The 17,851-nt window shown below is 73.9% G+C and carries 11 protein-coding genes; 2 read left to right on the forward strand and 9 right to left on the reverse strand.

What is annotated here, in order from left to right; all coding sequences use genetic code 11:
- Window positions 1-69: 69 nt before the first annotated feature.
- Window positions 70-624: an HAD domain-containing protein gene (locus FHX80_RS26015; RefSeq protein WP_145766408.1), complete on the forward strand. Its 555-nt coding sequence runs from the start codon at window positions 70-72 to the stop codon at window positions 622-624.
- 125 nt (window positions 625-749) lie between these two features.
- Window positions 750-3,368, forward strand: coding sequence for a HEAT repeat domain-containing protein (locus tag FHX80_RS35960; protein WP_244318443.1), 2,619 nt, complete (start codon window positions 750-752; stop codon window positions 3,366-3,368).
- Window positions 3,369-3,510: 142 nt separating this feature from the next.
- On the opposite strand, the gene FHX80_RS26030 is transcribed toward FHX80_RS35960, so the two are convergent.
- From FHX80_RS26030 to FHX80_RS26065, 9 genes are all read right to left on the reverse strand, one after another.
- Window positions 3,511-4,254 carry a 4'-phosphopantetheinyl transferase family protein gene (locus FHX80_RS26030; protein ID WP_145766409.1) on the reverse strand — a complete coding sequence of 248 codons (744 nt, stop codon included), beginning with the start codon at window positions 4,252-4,254 and terminating at the stop codon, window positions 3,511-3,513.
- 7 nt (window positions 4,255-4,261) lie between these two features.
- Window positions 4,262-5,551, reverse strand: a complete 1,290-nt coding sequence (locus FHX80_RS26035) for an MFS transporter (protein ID WP_145766410.1) — start codon at window positions 5,549-5,551, stop codon at window positions 4,262-4,264.
- 69 nt (window positions 5,552-5,620) lie between these two features.
- Complete coding sequence (locus FHX80_RS26040; RefSeq protein ID WP_145766411.1) at window positions 5,621-5,932, reverse strand: hypothetical protein; 312 nt, start codon at window positions 5,930-5,932, stop codon at window positions 5,621-5,623.
- Between the two features lie 167 nt (window positions 5,933-6,099).
- Window positions 6,100-7,404: a glutamate synthase-related protein gene (locus FHX80_RS26045; protein ID WP_145766412.1), complete on the reverse strand. Its 1,305-nt coding sequence runs from the start codon at window positions 7,402-7,404 to the stop codon at window positions 6,100-6,102.
- Window positions 7,401-8,405 (reverse strand): asparagine synthetase A, encoded by a 1,005-nt coding sequence (locus FHX80_RS35965; RefSeq protein WP_244318444.1) that lies wholly within the window; start codon window positions 8,403-8,405, stop codon window positions 7,401-7,403. Before FHX80_RS35965 ends, FHX80_RS26045 begins: the two co-directional genes overlap by 4 nt.
- A gap of 78 nt (window positions 8,406-8,483) precedes the next feature.
- Entirely contained in the window at window positions 8,484-9,758 is a 1,275-nt protein-coding gene (locus tag FHX80_RS35970) for a methylaspartate mutase (RefSeq protein ID WP_244318445.1), read from the reverse strand.
- On the reverse strand, window positions 9,755-10,168 hold the full coding sequence (locus FHX80_RS26055) for a cobalamin B12-binding domain-containing protein (protein ID WP_145766413.1): 414 nt from the start codon (window positions 10,166-10,168) through the stop codon (window positions 9,755-9,757). The genes FHX80_RS35970 and FHX80_RS26055 overlap by 4 nt, the downstream gene beginning before the upstream one ends.
- A gap of 176 nt (window positions 10,169-10,344) precedes the next feature.
- Window positions 10,345-10,560 (reverse strand): MbtH family protein, encoded by a 216-nt coding sequence (locus tag FHX80_RS26060; protein WP_145766414.1) that lies wholly within the window; start codon window positions 10,558-10,560, stop codon window positions 10,345-10,347.
- Complete coding sequence (locus tag FHX80_RS26065) at window positions 10,557-17,687, reverse strand: non-ribosomal peptide synthetase (RefSeq protein WP_145766415.1); 7,131 nt, start codon at window positions 17,685-17,687, stop codon at window positions 10,557-10,559. The genes FHX80_RS26060 and FHX80_RS26065 overlap by 4 nt, the downstream gene beginning before the upstream one ends.
- Window positions 17,688-17,851: the final 164 nt, after the last annotated feature.

Raw genomic sequence — 17,851 nt, forward strand, 5'->3', positions numbered from 1 at the left:
GATGCCGGGACGATCGCCGCGGTTACGCTTTCACCGGCACCGCCCAACTGAGCATGCCAGGGGGAGATCGTGAGCCGACCACTGCTGTTCCTCGACGTGGACGGGCCCCTCAATCCGTATGCGGCAAAGGCGCAGAGGCGCCCCGAGGGCTACACCACACTCAGGGTGCCCCGCAACAGCGGGATGCCGGAGGAACACGGTGAACCTGTGCTCCGTCGGCGACCCCTGCGGGTCTGGCTCAACCCGGAGCACGGACAGAACCTGCTGCGACTCGACTACGAGCTGTGCTGGGCCACCACATGGATGGCGGATGCCAACCGATGGATCGCCCCGGTACTCGGCCTTCCCGAACTGCCGTTCGTCGACTTCGGCGACGCCTTGTTCCGGGAGCGCCCCGACGGAGTCCACTGGAAGACCGCTCCTCTGGTGGACTACGCCGACGGCCGCCCCTTCGCCTGGGTGGACGACGAACAGAGCGATGCGGACCAGGCATACCTGACCGCCCACCACCACGCACGCGGACTGTTGCACCACGTCAACCCGCGGATCGGCCTGCGCGAGGAGGACTTCCGGGCCCTTGCCGACTTCGCCCGGTCCTTGGACGCCTCGCAAGCCGGCGGCTGAGCCTGTCCACAGCCCGCCGGACAGCTCTGTTCCGGAGTTCAGCGGTCACTGCGGGACAACTGTCAAGAGGGCGCCTCCGCGAAGTCCCCGAGGAGGTGTCAGTGCCCTGCGGCAGAGTGCCGTGCATGATCAACTATTTGGACGGCGTCAACTGGTCGTCGATGAGCCACGCCTACGGCCCGGCCGTCGACGTTCCCGCGTGGCTCCGGGCGATGACCTCAGCAGACCCCGCGGTCCGGGAGAGGGCGCTCGGCGACTTCTACGGTGCGGCCCATCACCAGGGTGACGTGTACCCGTGCACGGCGGCGAGCCTGCCGTTCCTGTTCGCGCTGGCCGACGACCCCGCCACCCCTGACCGTGCCTCAATCGTCCAGCTGCTGCTCAGCATCGGACGTGAATCCGTCGCACGCGACGACGGCGGCATCCGGTTCGCACCGGACGGAACCCTCTCGACGGCCTGCGCGGACAGTGCGGCGACGATGCGCGAGCGCGCCGACGCGTTCGTCGCCTACGCGGCCGACCCGGATCCAGGTGTGCGGCGTGCGGCGATCAAGGGCCTGGGTCTCTTCCTCGAGGACGCCGACCGCGCGGTCGGCGTCCTCCGCTCCCGCCTGCCGGCCGAGTCCGGGGTCGTCGAACGGCTGCTCGTCGTCGAGACGATGGCCGACCTGGCGCTGCGCCTGCCCGCAGCGCGGACCGCTGCCACCGCCTGGCTCCACGGCCTGGCCGACAACACCGCGGCCAACCCTGACATCCGGCTCGCCGCCCTCGTCCACCGCACCCGCTGCGTCCCAGAAGCCATCGGCGACAGCACCGTACCGACCACGATCGACCTGCTGCGCCGACTCACCCCCGCGCAGCGGCCCACGACTGACGAGAAGGTCTGCCGAGCGGATTCCGGCACGTGTGCGCGTACCCCTGCCGCCAAGTCGGCGACCCCGGGCACTCCGCCGCAGATCGCCGCCGCGTTCGCCGACATGGAACTTCACAACCGTGTCCACGCACCCACCACCGCCCTGCTGCGAACCCTGCACGGGGTGCTGAACGACCGCGTGCCCGAGCGCACGGCCCTGCTCGCCGAACAGCTCAGCAGCCCGGACCCCGCCGTTCGCCACGACGCGATCCGTATGGCCCAGGACGTGATCGGCACCTGGCGCGGCAACCACGCCCCCCTCGTCATGCTCATCGCGGACTGCCTGCTCCCCGAGGACCCGTACACCGCCGCCGCGGCCGCGGAGAGCCTCGGATCCCTGGGGCCCGCTGCCCAGGTCGCCCGCGAAGCACTCGCCGCCTTCGTCCGGGCGCAGCGCGCGGCGCACGGACCGGATGTGTGGGCGGCGGAGCACTCGCTGCGGCGCCGCGCCCACCAGGAGGCCGTCATGGCGCTGGCACGCCTCGACGACACGCGTGCCCTTCCCGGGCTGCTGAGCGCGCTGGACGCGGACACCGACGCCTGGCGCGCTGTTCAGGTCGCCGGCCATCTGCGCTCGGGTGCCGAGGAACTGGCGCCGCGGCTGCGCCGGCGACTTGCCGCCGTCGACTTCTCGCAGCCGGAGCCCGGCCTCGGCGCCGGGGCACTGGTCTCCGCGCTGGCCGCACTCGGCGACCTCGGCGCCGTCCCCGCGATCACGCAGGCGCTCACCGCCGCGCTCCGTCACCAGCAGTGGCGCACCGCCGCCGCCGTGCTGGAGGCTCTCGCGTCGTTCGGAACCGACGCGGCAACCGCCCTGTACGTGGTCCGCCCGCAGGCCGACGCGCAGGACGTGGACCTCCGGGCGGCCGCGACGGCCGCTCTGTGGGCGCTCGATCGTGATCCGGCGGACGTCGTGCCCCGACTGCGCGACCTGCTCGGCAGCCACTGCAATCGCGGAGCGGCCGACGTGCTGGGCCGTATCGGTCCGCCCGCAGCGACCGCACTGCCGCTCCTCAAGGAGATGCTGACCGTCGCTTACGAGTGGACCCGCCTCCACGCCGCCATCGCGGTGTGGGACATCGCCGGCGCGGCGGAGACCGACAACGTCATCCGCACGCTGCTGGAGATCTGGGAGGAGAACGAGGCGACCGCACACCACATCGCGCTGTTCCTGGACCGCATGGGCCCGGCCGCGGCACCGGCCCTGCCCCGCGTTCGGGCAGAACTCGCCCGCCCCCGCCGAAGCCGGGGCGTCGCGCACGACGAAGAACTGCAACGCACCTGCCGGGTCCTCCAACTGCGTCTTGCCACGCCGCAGGGCGGGGAGCGGAAGCACTGGGAACTGATTCCGGGTACCGGTGCGGGACCTCTGCGCCTGGGGATGTCCCCGGCCGAGGTCGCCCACGCGCTTCAGGAGCCCGCCACACCGGTCGGCGGCTCCTACGGACAGGAGGACTTCGCCACTGCCGGGGTGAGCGTCTACTACGACGACGCAGGGAACCTCGCGTGCATCGCTTTCGCCGCGGCCACCGGACCCCAGACCACCCTCGCGGACGTCCCCCTGGCCGGGCAGGACCCCGAGCAGATGGAGCAGTGGCTCCTGGACGACTACGCAGCCGAGCACGGGGGAACGATCCTGTTCACGACCGACGGATCGTTCGCCCTGACCGACCTCGGCCTCCTCATACGGACGCAACGGATCGGCGACACACGCCTGACGCGCCCGCTCCTCGTGATTGAGGACTGGCTCGAGACGACGTACTACCGCGATCACCTGCCGCTGGAAGGACCCCCACCGCAGGACGGGCACCGTTGGGGCCCCGGCGTGTGACCCCCGGTGCGCGCAGCCCGAGCCACTGCGTCGGCATCGAGGCCCGACTCCGGCCGGCCGTACAGCCCTGACCGGACGGCGACGGCGTCCGCCCGGTCGGGCGAGGAGGTGGGCGCCCGCCCGCCACGCGCGGGCGGCGCGGTCACCACCGCAGCGCCACGGCCGCCCGGTGGCCGGCCGGGACCGTCACGTCGGCCAGCAGCCAGCCGGCGGGAGCGGAGGGCACCGGGCCGGAGCCGACGTACTCGGCGGACGGGTCCGCGCCCAGGCCGACCCCGATGCCCTTCAAGTACGCCTCCTTCCTGGTCCATACGCGGGCGAAGGCGGCGGCGCCCGGATCGGGGGCGAGAGCGGTGAGCTCGGCCGACTCGGCCGGGTGGAGGACGTCGGCGGCCTCCATGACGGTCTCCGGCGCGGGCACCGGCTCGATGTCCACGCCGACCGGGGTGGCGGCGACCGCGATCAGGCTCAGCCCCTCGCAGTGGGAGAGCGAGAAGTGCAGCCGCCCGCCGGGAAGCACCGGTCGGCCGTGCGGCTCCCCGCAGCAGGGGCACGGGGCCCGGGCCACCAGCACGGCGCGGGGCGCGATGCCGAGGTGGGCGCCGAGCAGGCGGCGCAGCCCGACGTGGGCGCACATGTAGGTGGCCCGGTCGCCGGGCCGGCGGAACTCCTCGGCGCGGGCGAGTTCGGCCGGGTCGAGGACGAGGGGGGCGTAGCGCGTGACGGTCTCCTGGTGGGCGGCGGTCGCGACGAGCCACAGGCGTGGGCCGGCCGGGCCGGGCCAGGGCTGCCGGGGCAGCGCCGACGTCAGGGGCGGGAGAGGGTCGGGGAGCAGGGCGCCGTCCGGCGGGGAGCCGGGCCGGGATCGGGAAGCCAGAGGGGTCATGTCTGCCTCACACGGAAGTGGTGGTGGTGTCGGGAACGGTGCGGACCTCCGCCCGGGGCGCGGTCGTCGTCTTCGCCGGGACCCGCAGCGCCATGACCGCGGCGAGCGGGGACAGGAAGGCGAGCGCCGCGCAGAGCAGCCAGGTCCCGGTGACCCCGAGGTGCAGGGAGACGGCGCTGAACAGGGCGAGGGACAGCGGGGCCGCGCCGATGGTCGCGAGGCTGAGGATGGACATCGCCGCTCCCATCCGGCCCTCGGGGACGGCCTGTTGGTAGGCCGTGACGAGGGCGGGTCCGTTGAGGCCCGAGAAGAGACCCACGGCACCGGCCACGCCGGCGAGCGTGCCCGGTGAGGGCATGAGCGCCATCGCGGCCATGCCGGCGGCGAGCCCGGTGCCGGTCACCACCAGCTTGAGGAAGACCGGGATGCGGTGGGCGAGGGCCGCGCCGACCGCGGCGGACGCCAGGGCGCCCACGCTGAAGACGGCGAGCACCAGAGCCACCGTGCCGACGCCCCAGCCCTTGTCCGAGGCCTGGAGGGGCAGGGCGACCTCGGCCGGCCACGCGAACGTCAGGTCCAGGCAGAAGCAGGCGACGAACATCCACAGCAGCCGCGGGTGCGCGGCCAGCAGCCGGAAGCCGTCCCCGGACCGGCGCAGCACCGAGGGGCCGGACTGACGGCGTTCGGGGCGCGGCATGCCGTGGGTGACGTGGGCGGCGCATACCAGCCAGACGGCGCAGCCGACGGCGGCGAGGACCATGACGCTCGACAGGCCGCCGACGGTGACGAGCCACGCCCCCAGCGGCGACCCCGCGATCGGTGCCAGTCGCAGCACCATGGCGAAGAGGGAGTTGGCGCGGCCGAGGTGTTCGTCCGGGGCGAGGCGGTTCAGCAGGACGCCGGAGGCGGGTCCGGTGAGCCCGAGGAGCGATCCCTCGATGACGGCGATGAGGATCAGCGGCCACAGCGTCTCGGTGGCGGCGGTGACCAGGGCCCCCGCCGCCAGGACGGCGACACGGGTGGAGGTCGCGCGCAGCAGCAGGGCGCGGGGGCCCAGAGCATCGGTGAGTACGCCTCCGAACAGGAGCATCAGGGCGCGCGGAAGGGTGGAGGCGAGGATGACGAAGGTGACGGCGCTGTGCCCGCCGAGCTGGATGGCGGTCCAGTTCATGGCGATGAGGAGCGCGAAGCTGCCTGCCTGGACGGCGGCCTGGCCGACGACGAGGCTGTTGATGCGGGGCCAGTCGACGCCGGGAGCGGGGTCGGCCGGTGCACTGGTGGTGGAGTTCGGTTCCATGAGGTCGGCCTTCTGCGGAGTCGGTCGGGATGGGTGCGGCGGGTTGCGGTGAGGTGGGGCGGGGCCCGGTCAGCGCGGCGGGCGTACACGGATCCGTACGCCCGCCGCGTCGCCGCGCAGGTTCGCCGCGACGGCGAGGGCGACCGCGCGGTCGGCGGCCCGGCGTACGGAACGACAGCGGGCGGCCCCGCCGTACGTGCGGACCTCGACCCGGCCGCCGAGGTAGCCGCGCCCGGCCTCGGCCAGGGCCCGTACGGCGGCGGCACGGGCCACCGCCGCGGAGCCCTCGTCGGGGGCGGCCACGCTGATCCGGGGGATCTCCGAGAGGGAGAAGCGGGCGTGCACGGTGCAGGGCGCGAGGCGGTGGCAGGTGGCGGGCACGGCGGGTCTCCCGGGAGGTCGGCGACGGACGGACGCGGTGCGTCCCCGGCGGAGGCGGGCGGCCGCGCGGGAGGGTCCGCCCGTGCGGCGGGCGGCCATGGCGCCCGTCCCGTGCGGGCTTCGGCCGTCGGGCATGGCACGCGCCCGGTGAGGGCGGCGGCCGGCGCTCACCGCACCGCTCCCAGCGGGTCGGGCGCGTACCGGGGGACCGGCGCCGCCGGTGCGTCGGGCCACCAGAGGTCCTCGGGGCCCAGCGCGTCGACGGTGTACTTGCCCAACGCGCTGATGAGAAGGCGCAGTTCGAGGGCAAGGGCGTCGACGAGGCGTTCCAGGCCGTGTTCGGGGTCCTCGTCCACGGCGATCAGGGCGGCACGGCCCAGCCCGACGGCACCCGCACCCAGCGCGAGGGCGCGCAGCGCGCGTCCGCCCTCCCACATGCGGCCGCTGGCCAGGAGACAGCCGTCGGGGCGGCCGATGCGGCGCAGGCACTCGGCGAGCGGCAGGCCCACCTGGTCCAGGAAGACCCGGGGCGCGTAGCCGGTACCGCCCTCCGCGCCGTCCACGGTCACCGCCCCGGCCCCGGCGGCCCACGCGGTCCGCGCGGCGTCGCCGATGTCGCGGCCGGGGTGGAACTTCACCCAGGTGCCGGCTTTGGGGAAGTTGTTCCGCATGAAACGCAGTTGCTGGCGGAGGATCTCGTCCGTGAACGTGCCGGGGGTGGCGCAGCGCAGTTGGCGTTCGCCCCGCTCGTCGAAGACCTTGCGCACGGTGAAGCGCCGGGCGAGGGCTTCGGCCTCGGCGCCGCCGACGACCGTCATGCCGCCGAGTCCGGGCTTGGCGCCCTGACCCGTCTTCAGCTCGAAGGCGAGGCGGCCGGTCTCCAGGAGCGGGCGCAGGGACGGGTCGCTGTAGAGGAGGTTCCAGACCTCGGAGTCGGCGTCCTCGGTGGACTGCTGGACGACGATGCCGCCGACCCCGTCGGGCACGGCGTCGAGGTAGGCCTCGATACGGCCGAGGAGCGCGGAGCGGCCGGAATCCTCCGCGCGGCGGTAGCCGTGGACGGGGACCATGTTCTCCCCGATGACCATGGGGATGCCGAGCCGGGCCGCCTGCCGGGTGGCGTGGACGGCCAGGTCGCCGCTGCCGGCCCGGGTGGAGCCGAAGGCGGAGAGGTACAGCGGGAGCCGCGAGGCGAAGCCGCCGACCCGGGAGGTGAGGTCGACGTCCGTGAACTCCGGTTCGCGGGCGAGGTCGATGAGCTTTTCCAGGCGTTCGGGAGTGAAGACCGGCGGGACGATCCGGGCACGGTCGAGGCCGTCGCCGGGACCGTGGGCCGGGTCCGTGCCGTACGCGTCGGGACCGAAGAGCTCCGTGCCGTACACGTCGGGGCCGGGGAAGACCTCGGCGGTGCCGTTGCGGGCGCGGGCGCGGATCCGGGCCTCGGGGAAGCCCGCTGCGGCGAGGGCGCTCACGGGGCCATCACCCCCGGGAGCTTCGGGTAGGCGCTGACCTGCCACACGGCGTCGAGGCCGGTGAGGAAGCGGACGAGGCGCTGGAGGCCCATGCCGAAACCGGCACTGGCGGGAATGCCCTCCCGGGCCTCCTTCAGGTACCAGGCGTACTTCGCGGGGTTCTCGCCGCTCTCCCGCATGCGGGTGACGATCGTCGCGTAGTCGGACTCGCGCTCACTGCCGGAGACGAGCTCGCCGTAGCCGTGCGGGGCGATCAGGTCGAAGTTGCGCAGCACCCCGGGGTTCTCGGGGTCCTCCCGGTCGTAGAAGCCGCGCGAGCCCTTGGGGTAGTCGTTGATGAAGAACGGGCGGTCGCTCTCCAGGGACAGCAGCCGCTCGCCCGCCCAGTCGATCTCGCCGTCCGGGTTCTGCGGGTGGCCGCAGGCCTGGAGCCGGGTGACCGCTTCGTGGTGCGTGCACACGTCGTACTTGCCGCTGCGGACATCGGCGAATCCGGTCTCCTCGCGGCCGAGTTCGGCCAGCACACCGGGTATGCGCGACCACACCTGCTCGGTGACGTGGGTGAGAAGTCCGGCGGCGATCTCCTGGGCCTCCTCGCGGCTCGCATCGGCGATCTCCACGTCGATCTGGTGGAACTCGACCAGGTGCCGGCCCGTGGTGGCGGTCTCCTCGGGCTCGACCCGGACGTTGGGGGCGATGTAGAAGAGCTTGGGGAAGCCGCGCAGCGACGCCTGCTTGTACAGGATGGCGCTGGTCATCAACTTGTAGGGCTGACCGTAGTAGTCGACGTCCAGCGCCTTGGCGCCCCGGCCGCCGGGATCGGTGACCGGTCCGACGAGCGGTGGCAGCAGCTCCACGAAGTCCTGGGCGCGCAGATACTCCCTGGCTGCGTGCAGGGCCTCCTGCTGCACGAGCATGGCGGCGCGCAGCCGGGGCGAGCGGAGGTGTTCGCCGAGCGGGGGCGGGGCGGTGGCTGTGCCGGTTCGCGAGGTCTGATCCATGGCAGGTCTCCTGTTCGGTGCTCCCGAGGCATCCGGGACACGGGGGGAGTCGGCGGTGGGGGTGCCGGGTCGTCGGGGTCAGCCGACGGGCTGGGGCGCCGCCGTGCGGTCGTACCGCTCGGCGACGTGGTTGAGGGCGACGAGCAGGCCGGACGAGGTCAGCTCGGTGGTGTCGGCCGACGTGTCGGCGCGGATCGGCATCGACCCGGTACGGGACCAGCGCAGCCGGCCCGCGGGGTCGATGAAGCTGCGGGAGCGGCCCGCGTTGTCCGGGTGGAGGCAGAACGGGACGTCCAGCAGGCCGCGTTCGAACGCCGCGAGCAGTGCGCGGGACAGATCGGGGTGCAGGCCGAGGACGGCCTCGATCAGCGTGCGCGCCTCCTGGTACACCTCGCTGTCGGCGTCCGGGGCCGGGGACGGCGGACGCCCGGCGAGCGCGGCGGCCGCCGCGGCGGTCTCCAGCGCCCGGACGTTCTCCTCGACGGTGGGGATGCGGTGGGCCTCGGCGGTCGTCTTGACCAGCAGCCGCTGGGCTCCGGCACGCACCGCGAGCCGGGCCGACGACTCCAGCAGGCGGGTCGCCCCGTGCTCGGTGCGCGGGTAGACGCCCATGTAGGTGTAGAGCACGACGTGGTGGTCGATGCCCGCGGGGAGGAACTCGGCGGCCAGCCGCCGCAGCGCGCGCACCGCTTCCTCGTCCTGGTCCGGATCGGTCTGCTGGGCGTAGCTCAGGGACACGCTGCGCAGGCCGTGCCGGGCGAAGAACAGGCACTCCAGCACGCTCATCGCGACCAGCAGACCCGGGGGGCAGAGCTGGCCGAGGAGACAGCCGCCGAAGCTCTCCAGATGCGGGACGCCGCCGGGGCGCGCACTGCCGGCGAGCAGCTCGCAGCCCTGGGACCAGGCGCTGACGGACTCGCGCAACGGGGTGCGTCCGTAGGGCAGGCAGTAGGAGACGGGTCCGCCCTCGGTGGCGTCCAGGCCCGCGGTGGTGAGGGCGCGGATGATCGCTTCCGGCCGGGAGGAACCGTGGCGCACCTGTACGGGGAAGTCGGCGGCCAGTACCGAGTCGAGCAGGGACCGGGTGACGGCCCGCGGGTGCGTGGCGATCGGATAGCCGTTGAGCCGGGCGCCCTCGTCGACGGCCGCACGGGCTCCGGCCAGATCGCCGACCCGGGTGTAGCTGTCGATGGTCAGGGTCCCGACGGTGGTGGCGGTGGCGGCCCGCGTCCGGGCCAGGCCGGTCCGCATCGCACGGGGGTCGCTGAAGCCCATGCGGGGCTGCACGACGAGGCGGCCGACGGCGGCGCCCGCCGCGACGAAGGAGCCGAAGGGCGGCGGCGCGGCGCTCATGTCGCCACCTGTTCCAGGGCACGGGCGGACAGGAAGTCGCGCAGGGCGTCGAGGTCGCCCTCGCCGAGGACGGCGTCGCAGCCGGCCCGCAGCAGCCGGGCGACCTCGGCCTCCTGGCGGCAGCCGTCGACGCCGAGCTTGCCGCCGATCACCACGGGCAGCGACGCGGTCGCGGGCTCCGCGCGCATCCGCTGCACGGCGGCGAGGCCGTCGCGGTAGCCGTGGCCGTTGACACTGCTGAGCACCACCAGCTCGGGGGAGTGGAGACGGCAGGCGGCCACCAGCAGTTCCGGGCTCACACAGGGCCCCAGGTCGGTGACCTCGTGCCCCAGCTCCTCCAGGAAGAGCCCGAGGTACACGAGATTCCAGGTGTGTGAATCCGAAGCGGTTCCGCTCAGGAGTATCTTCATGCCTTTGAGAATAGGGTCCGTTGAATTGCTTGAGGGGAAGTCGGGCGGCAGGAGGGAGCGGCAGTTTCCGCCGCCGGTTTCCGCTGCCGAGGTGAAGGCGATGGAGCACGGAAAAGGGGCCGTGTCCCGCGCGTTGCGCGGGACACGGCCCCTTTCTCGATTCCCTGCCGGGTGGTTCAGGAGTACTGGGCCACCAGGCTCCGCGGGCGGATGTCGGTCCAGTTCTCGGTGATGTAGTCCAGGGCGTCGGCGCGGCTGCCGGCCCCCCAGACGCTGCTCCAGCCTGCGGGCATGTCCGCGAAGTCGGGCCACAGCGCGTGCTGGCCCTCGTCGTTCACGACGACGTGGAAGATGCCCTCAGTGTCATCGAAAGGATTGACGGCATTGCTCATGACTGGCTCCTCAGCTCGTTTTCCTGCAGGGCGGAGAGTTTCTCCGAAAGGATTCTTCCGATGTGCGCGACGGGCTCTTGCTCAGTCATCCGAAGATGACTGGATTCCACGGTGTGGTTGTCGATGATTCCTTCCAGATAAGGAATCCAGGTGGCGGCGAGGGCGCCCTCCGCCTCCCCGTTCCTACGGGCGGTGAAGAAGACGGCGCCGGTGTCGGCCACGCCCGGAACGTGCCGGGCCATGAGAGCGGCGTGCGTCTCGGAGGCACCGAGCACGCTCCGGATCTCGGCGGAGCTGAACCCGCCGAGGACGGGGTCCTCACGGCGGATGCGCTCCACCTCGGCCGCGATGTCGCGGGTGCCCGCCGGGGCGGCCTGCGGCGCCGGCAGTACGGACACGCTGCCGGGCCCCGTCTGGTGCACGTCCATCAGCGCGAGCAGCTCGACCCGCTCGCCGGCCGCACGGAGCCGTACGGCCATCGTGTGGGCGACGATGCCGCCGAAGGACCAGCCGAGCAGCCGGTAGGGGCCCCACGGCTGGATCTGCCGGATGCGCTCCAGATAGTCGTCGGCCATCTCCTCGACGCTGCGCGGCCGGTGGCCCGGTTCGCTCAGCGCCCGGGCCTGGAGGGCGTAGAGCGGCTGGTCGTCGCCCAGGTGTCCGGCCAGGCCCGCGTAGGCCCACCCGACGCCCGTGCCGGGGTGGACGCAGAACAGCGGGCGGCGGGCGCCGCGGGTGCTGAGCGGCAGCAGTACGGCCATGGCTCCGGCCGACCCGTCCTCCAGGGACCCGAGCAGCCCGGCGGGGGTGGGCGAGCGGAACAGATCGCGGACGGTGCGCTCGACGCCCAGGACCGATCGCACGCGGCTCACCAGGCGGATGCCGAGCAGCGAATGCCCGCCCAATGCGAAGAAGTTGTCGTCGACGCCCACCCGCGGTACACCGAGGATGTCGGCGAACAGCCCGCACAGCACCTCCTCACGGGCGTTGCGGGGGCGGCCTCCTCCCCCCGCCGCGGTCTCCCGGCGCGGGGCCGGCAGCGCGGCGCGGTCCGGTTTGCCGTTGACGGTCAGCGGCAGCGCGTCGAGGAGGACGATCGCGGCGGGCACCAGGTGCTCGGGCAGCGTGGCGCGGGCCGTGGCGAGTAGCTGCGCCTCGGTGACCGTCTCGCCGGCGCGCGGCACGACGTAACAGACGAGGCTCCGGTGGCCCGGTGTGTCCTCGCGGACCACGGCGAGGACCTGTCCGGCCGCCGGGTGCGCCGACAGCGCCTGTTCGACCTCGCCCGGCTCGATGCGCACCCCGCGCAGCTTGATCTGGCCGTCCGCGCGCCCCAGGAAGCGCAGCTCCCCGCCGGCGGTCCACACCACGCGGTCGCCCGTGCGGTACATGCGGCCGCCGTCCGCCCCGAACGGGTCGGGGAGGAACCGCTGCGCGGTGAGTCCGGGCCGGCCCGTGTAGCCGCGCGCCACATGGGAACCGGCGATGTACAGCTCCCCGGGCACCCCCGGCGGCACGGGACGCAGGGCTTCGTCCAGGACATGGCTGCGGGTGTGGTCCATCGGGCGGCCGAGGTGCACCCCGGCCGCACCGAGCGAGCGCCGACCGGCCGTGAACCACTGGTTGTGGGAGGCGAAGGTGGTCTCGGTCGGCCCGTACGAGTGGACCAGGACGGTGTCCGGACAGTGGTCCAGGACCCGCTGGAGGGCCTGCGGGGAGGCGACGTCCCCGCCGGTCCACACCTCGCGCAGCAGCGCCAGCGTGTCCAGGCCCTCGTCCGCCATGACGTGGAAGAGGCCCATGGTGAAGTAGGCGGCGGTGACACCGTGTTCGCGTACCGCCCGGCCCGTCTCGGCCAGGTCCGTACCGTCGCCGCGCATGATCACGAGGCTCCCGCCGTTCAGCAGCGGCACCCACATCTCGAACACCGAGGCGTCGAACCCGGTCGCCGAGTGGACCAGCATCCGCCGCGGGCCCCCGGCGGTGATGTCGCGGTCGGCCGCCAGCGCCGCCACGTTCCGGTGCGTGACGCCGACGCCCTTGGGGCGGCCGGTGGACCCGGACGTGAACATCACGTACATCAGATCGTCGCCGGTGGCTCCGGAGTCCTCGGGGACGGGCGGAGCCGCCGCGTCGGTCACGTCGGCGTCCACCGTCGGCACCGGCAGGTCCGCGCCCTCCGGCCGCGGCACGGACGCGGTGCGGGCGGTGTCGGCGACCACCAGCACGGCTTCCGCGTCCGCCAGCATCAGCCCGATCCGGGCCGACGGCAGCCGCGGGTCCAGCGGCAGGTAGGCGGCACCGCACTTGAGGGCGGCGAGCGCCGACACGACCAGCGTCACCCCGCGCTCCAGCAGGACGCCCACCGTGTCGCCGCGGCGCACTCCCGACGCCCGCAGCCGGGCGGCCAGCACCTCGGCACGGGCGTCGAGCTCCCCGTAGCCGACGGTCTCCTGATCCGTGATCAGCGCCGGGGCGGCCGGAACGGCGGCGGCCCGCCGGGCGATCAGCTCATGGACCGTGCCCGGGGCCGGCGGCGCGGCGTCGGTGTCGTTGTACTCGGCGACCAGCCGGAACCGGTCGGCCGGGGTGAGCAGTTCGACCTGCCCGATCCGTGTGCCCGGCTCCGCGGCGGCGGTCCGCAGCACCTGCTCGACATGGGCGGCGAGCAGTGCGGCCGTCGGGGCGTCGAAGAGGTCGGTGGCGTACTCCAGGCCGCCGACGAGACCCCCGCGTTCCCCGTCGCCGTCCTGCCGCTCCCACAGGGCGAAGGTCAGGTCGAACTTGGTCGAGAGCCCCTCGCCGGAGCCCGCTTCGACCGGCCGGAAGAAGGCGTCCGCACCAGGGGCGTCACGGGTGTAGTCGTGGTGGAGCTGGACGACCGTCTGGGTCAGCGGGTGGTAGGCCGTGCTGCGGGCCGGGTTGAGGTGTTCGACCAGACGGTCGAAGGGGAGCTCCTGGTGCGCGTAGGCGGCCAGATCGGTCTCCCGGACCCGCCCGAGGAGCTCCTCGAAGGTGGGGTCGCCGGAGGTGTCGGTGCGCAGCACCAGCGTGTTGACGAAGAAGCCCACCAGATCGCTCAGCGCCTCGTCGTCCCGCCCGGCGGTCATGGTGGCCAGCGGCAGGTCGGTGCCCGCCCCGTGCCGGGTGAGGACGGCCGCCAGCGCCGCCTGGAGGACCATGAACAGGGTGGCGCCCTTGCGCCGGGCCAGTCCCTCCAGGGCCTCGTGGGTCGCGGCGTCGACGGTGACCGGGGCGTGTCCGCCCCGGTGGGAGGCCTCGGCCGGGCGGGGCCGGGCGAGGGGCAGCTCCAGCACCGGGGGAGCGCCGGCGAGGGTCTTCTCCCAGAATTCCAGGTGCGCCCGGGCGGCCGGCCCGGTGCTCGACTCCCGCTGCCACAGGGCGTAGTCGGCGTACTGGACGGGCAGCGGCTGCCACTCGGGCGCGTGGCCCCGGGACCGGGCGGCACAGGCGTGGGCGAGGTCGGCGAGGAGCGGTCCGGTGGACCAGCCGTCCGCGGCGATGTGGTGCACCAGAAGGACGAGGACCTGCCCGCTGCCGTCGTCGGGTTCGATCAGGGTGGCCCGCACGGGGATCTCCGCGGCCAGGTCGAAGACGTGCCCGGCCGCCGCGGCGACGGTGGCGGCGAGCTGCCCGGCGGGGACGGTGCGGACGTCGAGGGCGGGCCGGACCGCCGGCAGGATGTCCTGGTGGGGTTCGCCGTCCACGGCCTGGAAGCGGGTGCGGAGCGCTTCGTGGCGGCCCGTGAGGTCGGCCAGCGCCTCGGCCAGGACGTCCGCGTCGAGCGGTTCGGCCGGGCGCAGGACCAGGGGGATGTTGTAGGTGGCGCTGGGGCCTTCGAAGGCGTCGACGAACCACAGCCGGCGCTGCGCGTAGGACAGCGGGACGCGCTCGGGCCGGTCCGTGTGCGGGACGAGCCGCGCGGCGGCGGGGGAGGGCTCGGCCCCGTCCGCCGGGGCAGCGGCGATACGGCGGGCCAGGGCCGACGGGGTGGGCGCCAGCAACAGGTCGCGGACCGTGATGTCGGCGCCGAGGCGGGCCCGTATCCGGTTGGCGAGGCGCACCCCGCTCATCGAGTGACCCCCGATGGTGAAGAAGCCCTCGTGCGGGCCGACCCGGTCCAGGCCCAGCATCTCGGCGAACATCGCGCACAGGGTGTCGACGTGTGCGGCGGGCGGCTCGGCGGCGGCGAGGACCGCGGCCCGCTCCGCGGTGGCGGCCGCCTCGACGGCGCGGGCGGCGGTCCGCTCGCGGCGTCCGTCCAGAGCCCGCCGGTCGGCGGGGGCGACCAGCGAGGTGTCCGTCACCGGAGCGGCGGGCCGGTCGGCGGCGGCGCGCAGGGCACGTTCCAGCGCGGCCAGCAGGATGCCCGCCGTGCCCGTGTCGAGGACGTCGTGCGCGTACTCCAGACCGAGCCGCAGCCCGGCCGGTGCGCCGGCCGCGTCCCGGTGCTCCACACACGAGGCCGTCAGGTCGAACTTGGTGGTGGCCGGGCCACCGGCGGCGAACCGGCCATCGACCGGGCCGAAGCGGAAGGCGTCGTCGTCGGGACCGGCCGTTGTCAGGGTCAGCATGACCTGGAACAGCGGATGGACTCCGGGCGAGCGCGGCGGGTTGAGCTGCTCGACGACCAGGTCGAAGGGGATCCGCTGGTGGGCGAAGGCGGCCAGGTCGGTGTCGCGGACCCGGTCCAGCAGATCGGCGAAGGCCGGATCGCCGGAGGTGTCGGTGGGCAGGACGAGCGTGTTGACGAAGAAGCCGACCAGCCCGTCGAGCGCTTCGTCGTCGCGCCCGGCCACGGGCGTGCCGAGGGCGACGCGCTCGCCGCCGCCCGCCGCGCGCAGGGCCAGCCCCAGAGCGGCCTGGAGGACCATCAGCAGGCTGGCGTCGTGGTCGGCGGCCAGGCGGACCAGCGTCGCGTGGACCTCGGCGTCGAGTTCGACGTCGACCAGACCGCCGCGGTGGCTCGGGACGGCGGGGCGCGGCCGGTCGAGGGGCAGATCGGTCACCGCGGGCAGTCCCGCCAGGGCCTCGCGCCAGTGGTCCAGGCCGCGGGAGACGGCGGAGTGCGGGTCGTCGGTCTCGCCGAGCAGGTCGTTCTGCCAGAGCGTGTAGTCGGCGTACTGGACCGGCAGCGGCTCCTGTTCCGGGGCGACGCCCTCGGTCCGGGCGCGGTAGGCGTGGGCCAGGTCGGTCATCAGCGGAGACAGCGACCACCCGTCGCCCGCGACGTGGTGGAGCAGCACGGCGAGCGTCGCGCCGGAGCCGTCCTCGGGGAGGAAGAGAGCGACCCGCAGCGGGAGTTCACGCGAGAGGTCGAAGGTCTCGGCGGTGAACAGGGCGACCTGGTCGGCGAGTTCACCGGCCGGGCACCGGACGGTGCGCGGCCGGATCGCGGACGGGGCCAGGACATGCTGGTACGGCTCGTCCTCGGGCGCGAGGAAGACGGTGCGCAGCACCTCGTGCCGGTCGGCCAGGTCGGCCACGGCGGCGGCCAGCGCGGTGGGGTCGGGAGCGGTGTCCAGGTGCAGCACGATCGGCAGGTTGTACGCGCAGGACGGGCCGTCGAGCTGGTTGACCAGCCACAGCCGGCGCTGGGCGTGGGAGAGCGGCACCCGGTCCTCGGCCGGCAGCGGCTCCTCGTCGACGACCGGCAGCCGGGGGTCGGCGGTGCGCAGCGCCTTGCGGTTGATCTTCCCGGAGCTGGTCCGGGGCAGTGCGACGACGACACCGACGGACGGGACCGCCGCGGCGGGCATCCGCTCGCGCACCCAGGTCCGCAGTTCCTCGGCCCCCGTGCCGCCCTCGGTGACCACGAAGGCGACCAGCCGCTTCACACCGTCGCCGTCCTGCTGGGCGACGACGGCGGCCTCCCGGACCTTGGGGTGTCCGGCGAGGACGGAGTCGACGGCGGCGGGATCGATGCGCTGACCGCCGATCTTCACCTCGTCGTCCGCACGGCCGTGATAGACGATCTGCCGGTCCGCTCCGATCGTGACCAGGTCGCCCGTGCGGTAGGCGCGTTCGCCGTCCAGCTCGGTGAAGCGGCGGGCGGTCAGCTCGGCGCGGCCGAGGTATCCGCGGGTCAGCCCGCCTCCCAGCAGCAGCAGTTCGCCGCCGACGACGGCCGCCCTGACTCCGGGCAGCGGGCGGCCGATCGGGATGGGGCCCTCCTCGTGCCGGCTCAGATCGGCGACGGTGGCCACCACGGTCGTCTCGGTCGGACCGTAGGCGTTGAGCAGCCGGACCCGCTCCCCTGCCAGGGCACGCCACTGGGCGACCCGCTCGGGCAGGGCGGCCTCACCGTAGATGATCACGGTGCGCAGGCAGTCGGGCAGCCGGGCCGAGCCGGTGGACAGGACGTAGACCAGCTCGTGCCAGTAGGCGGCGGGCAGGTCGAGCACCGTGATGCCGTGCCGGGCGCACCCCGCCAGGAGCTCCCCGACGTCGAGCATGTCCTCGGTGCGCAGCACGAGGGTGCCGCCCGCGCCGAGCGTGGCGAAGACCTCCTGGACGCTGGCGTCGAAGTGCAGCGGGCTGAACTGGAGGACCCGGTCGTCGGCGCTGATGCCGTAGACGGGGATGGCTCCGGCGATGAAGTGCGCGAGGGAGTCGTGGGCGACGACCACGCCGTTGGGGGTGCCGGTCGATCCGGAGGTGTAGATGACGTACGCGGCGTCCTCGTCGCTGCCCGGCCCCGCGAGGACGACCTCACCGCGCCGGGCGACGTCCTCGGGGGAGGGCGCCAGGTCCCCGCAACTGTCCATCAGGATGGCCGCGTTGCGGGCATCGGGGGCCTGGATGTCGAGCGGGAGGTAGGCGGCGCCGGTGGTGAGCACGGCGAGCAGGCCGACGATCGCGTCGATGCCGCGCGGCCGGTGGAGGGCGACGAGGCGGCCGGGGCCCGCTCCCGCCCCGGTGAGGTCCCGGGCGCGCTCGCGCACCGCGGCGGCCAGCTCGGCGTAGGTCAGCCGGGCGTCACCGTGGACGAGGGCGCAGGCGTCGGGGCGGGTGAGCACCTGGTGGGCGATGAGGTCGAGCACCGGCGGGGCGGGGGAGGGAGGGGGTCCGCCGTCGAGCAGGTCTTCCGTTCTGATGGGGGGCATGCTGCATTCCTCCGGTAAAGGGCCGAGAGACCGGGGCGAACGGGTCCTCTCGCCTCCGTGCCCTTCACGCTAGGGGCGCCCCGCTCCCGGACGGGGCAGTACGCCAGGCAGCTCCGGGCGGCAGTATGCCGCCCGGAGCTGCCGGTCCCGGTTCACCGCCCGGG

The sequence above is a fragment of the Streptomyces brevispora genome, from assembly GCF_007829885.1.
GTDB lineage: Bacteria > Actinomycetota > Actinomycetes > Streptomycetales > Streptomycetaceae > Streptomyces > Streptomyces brevispora.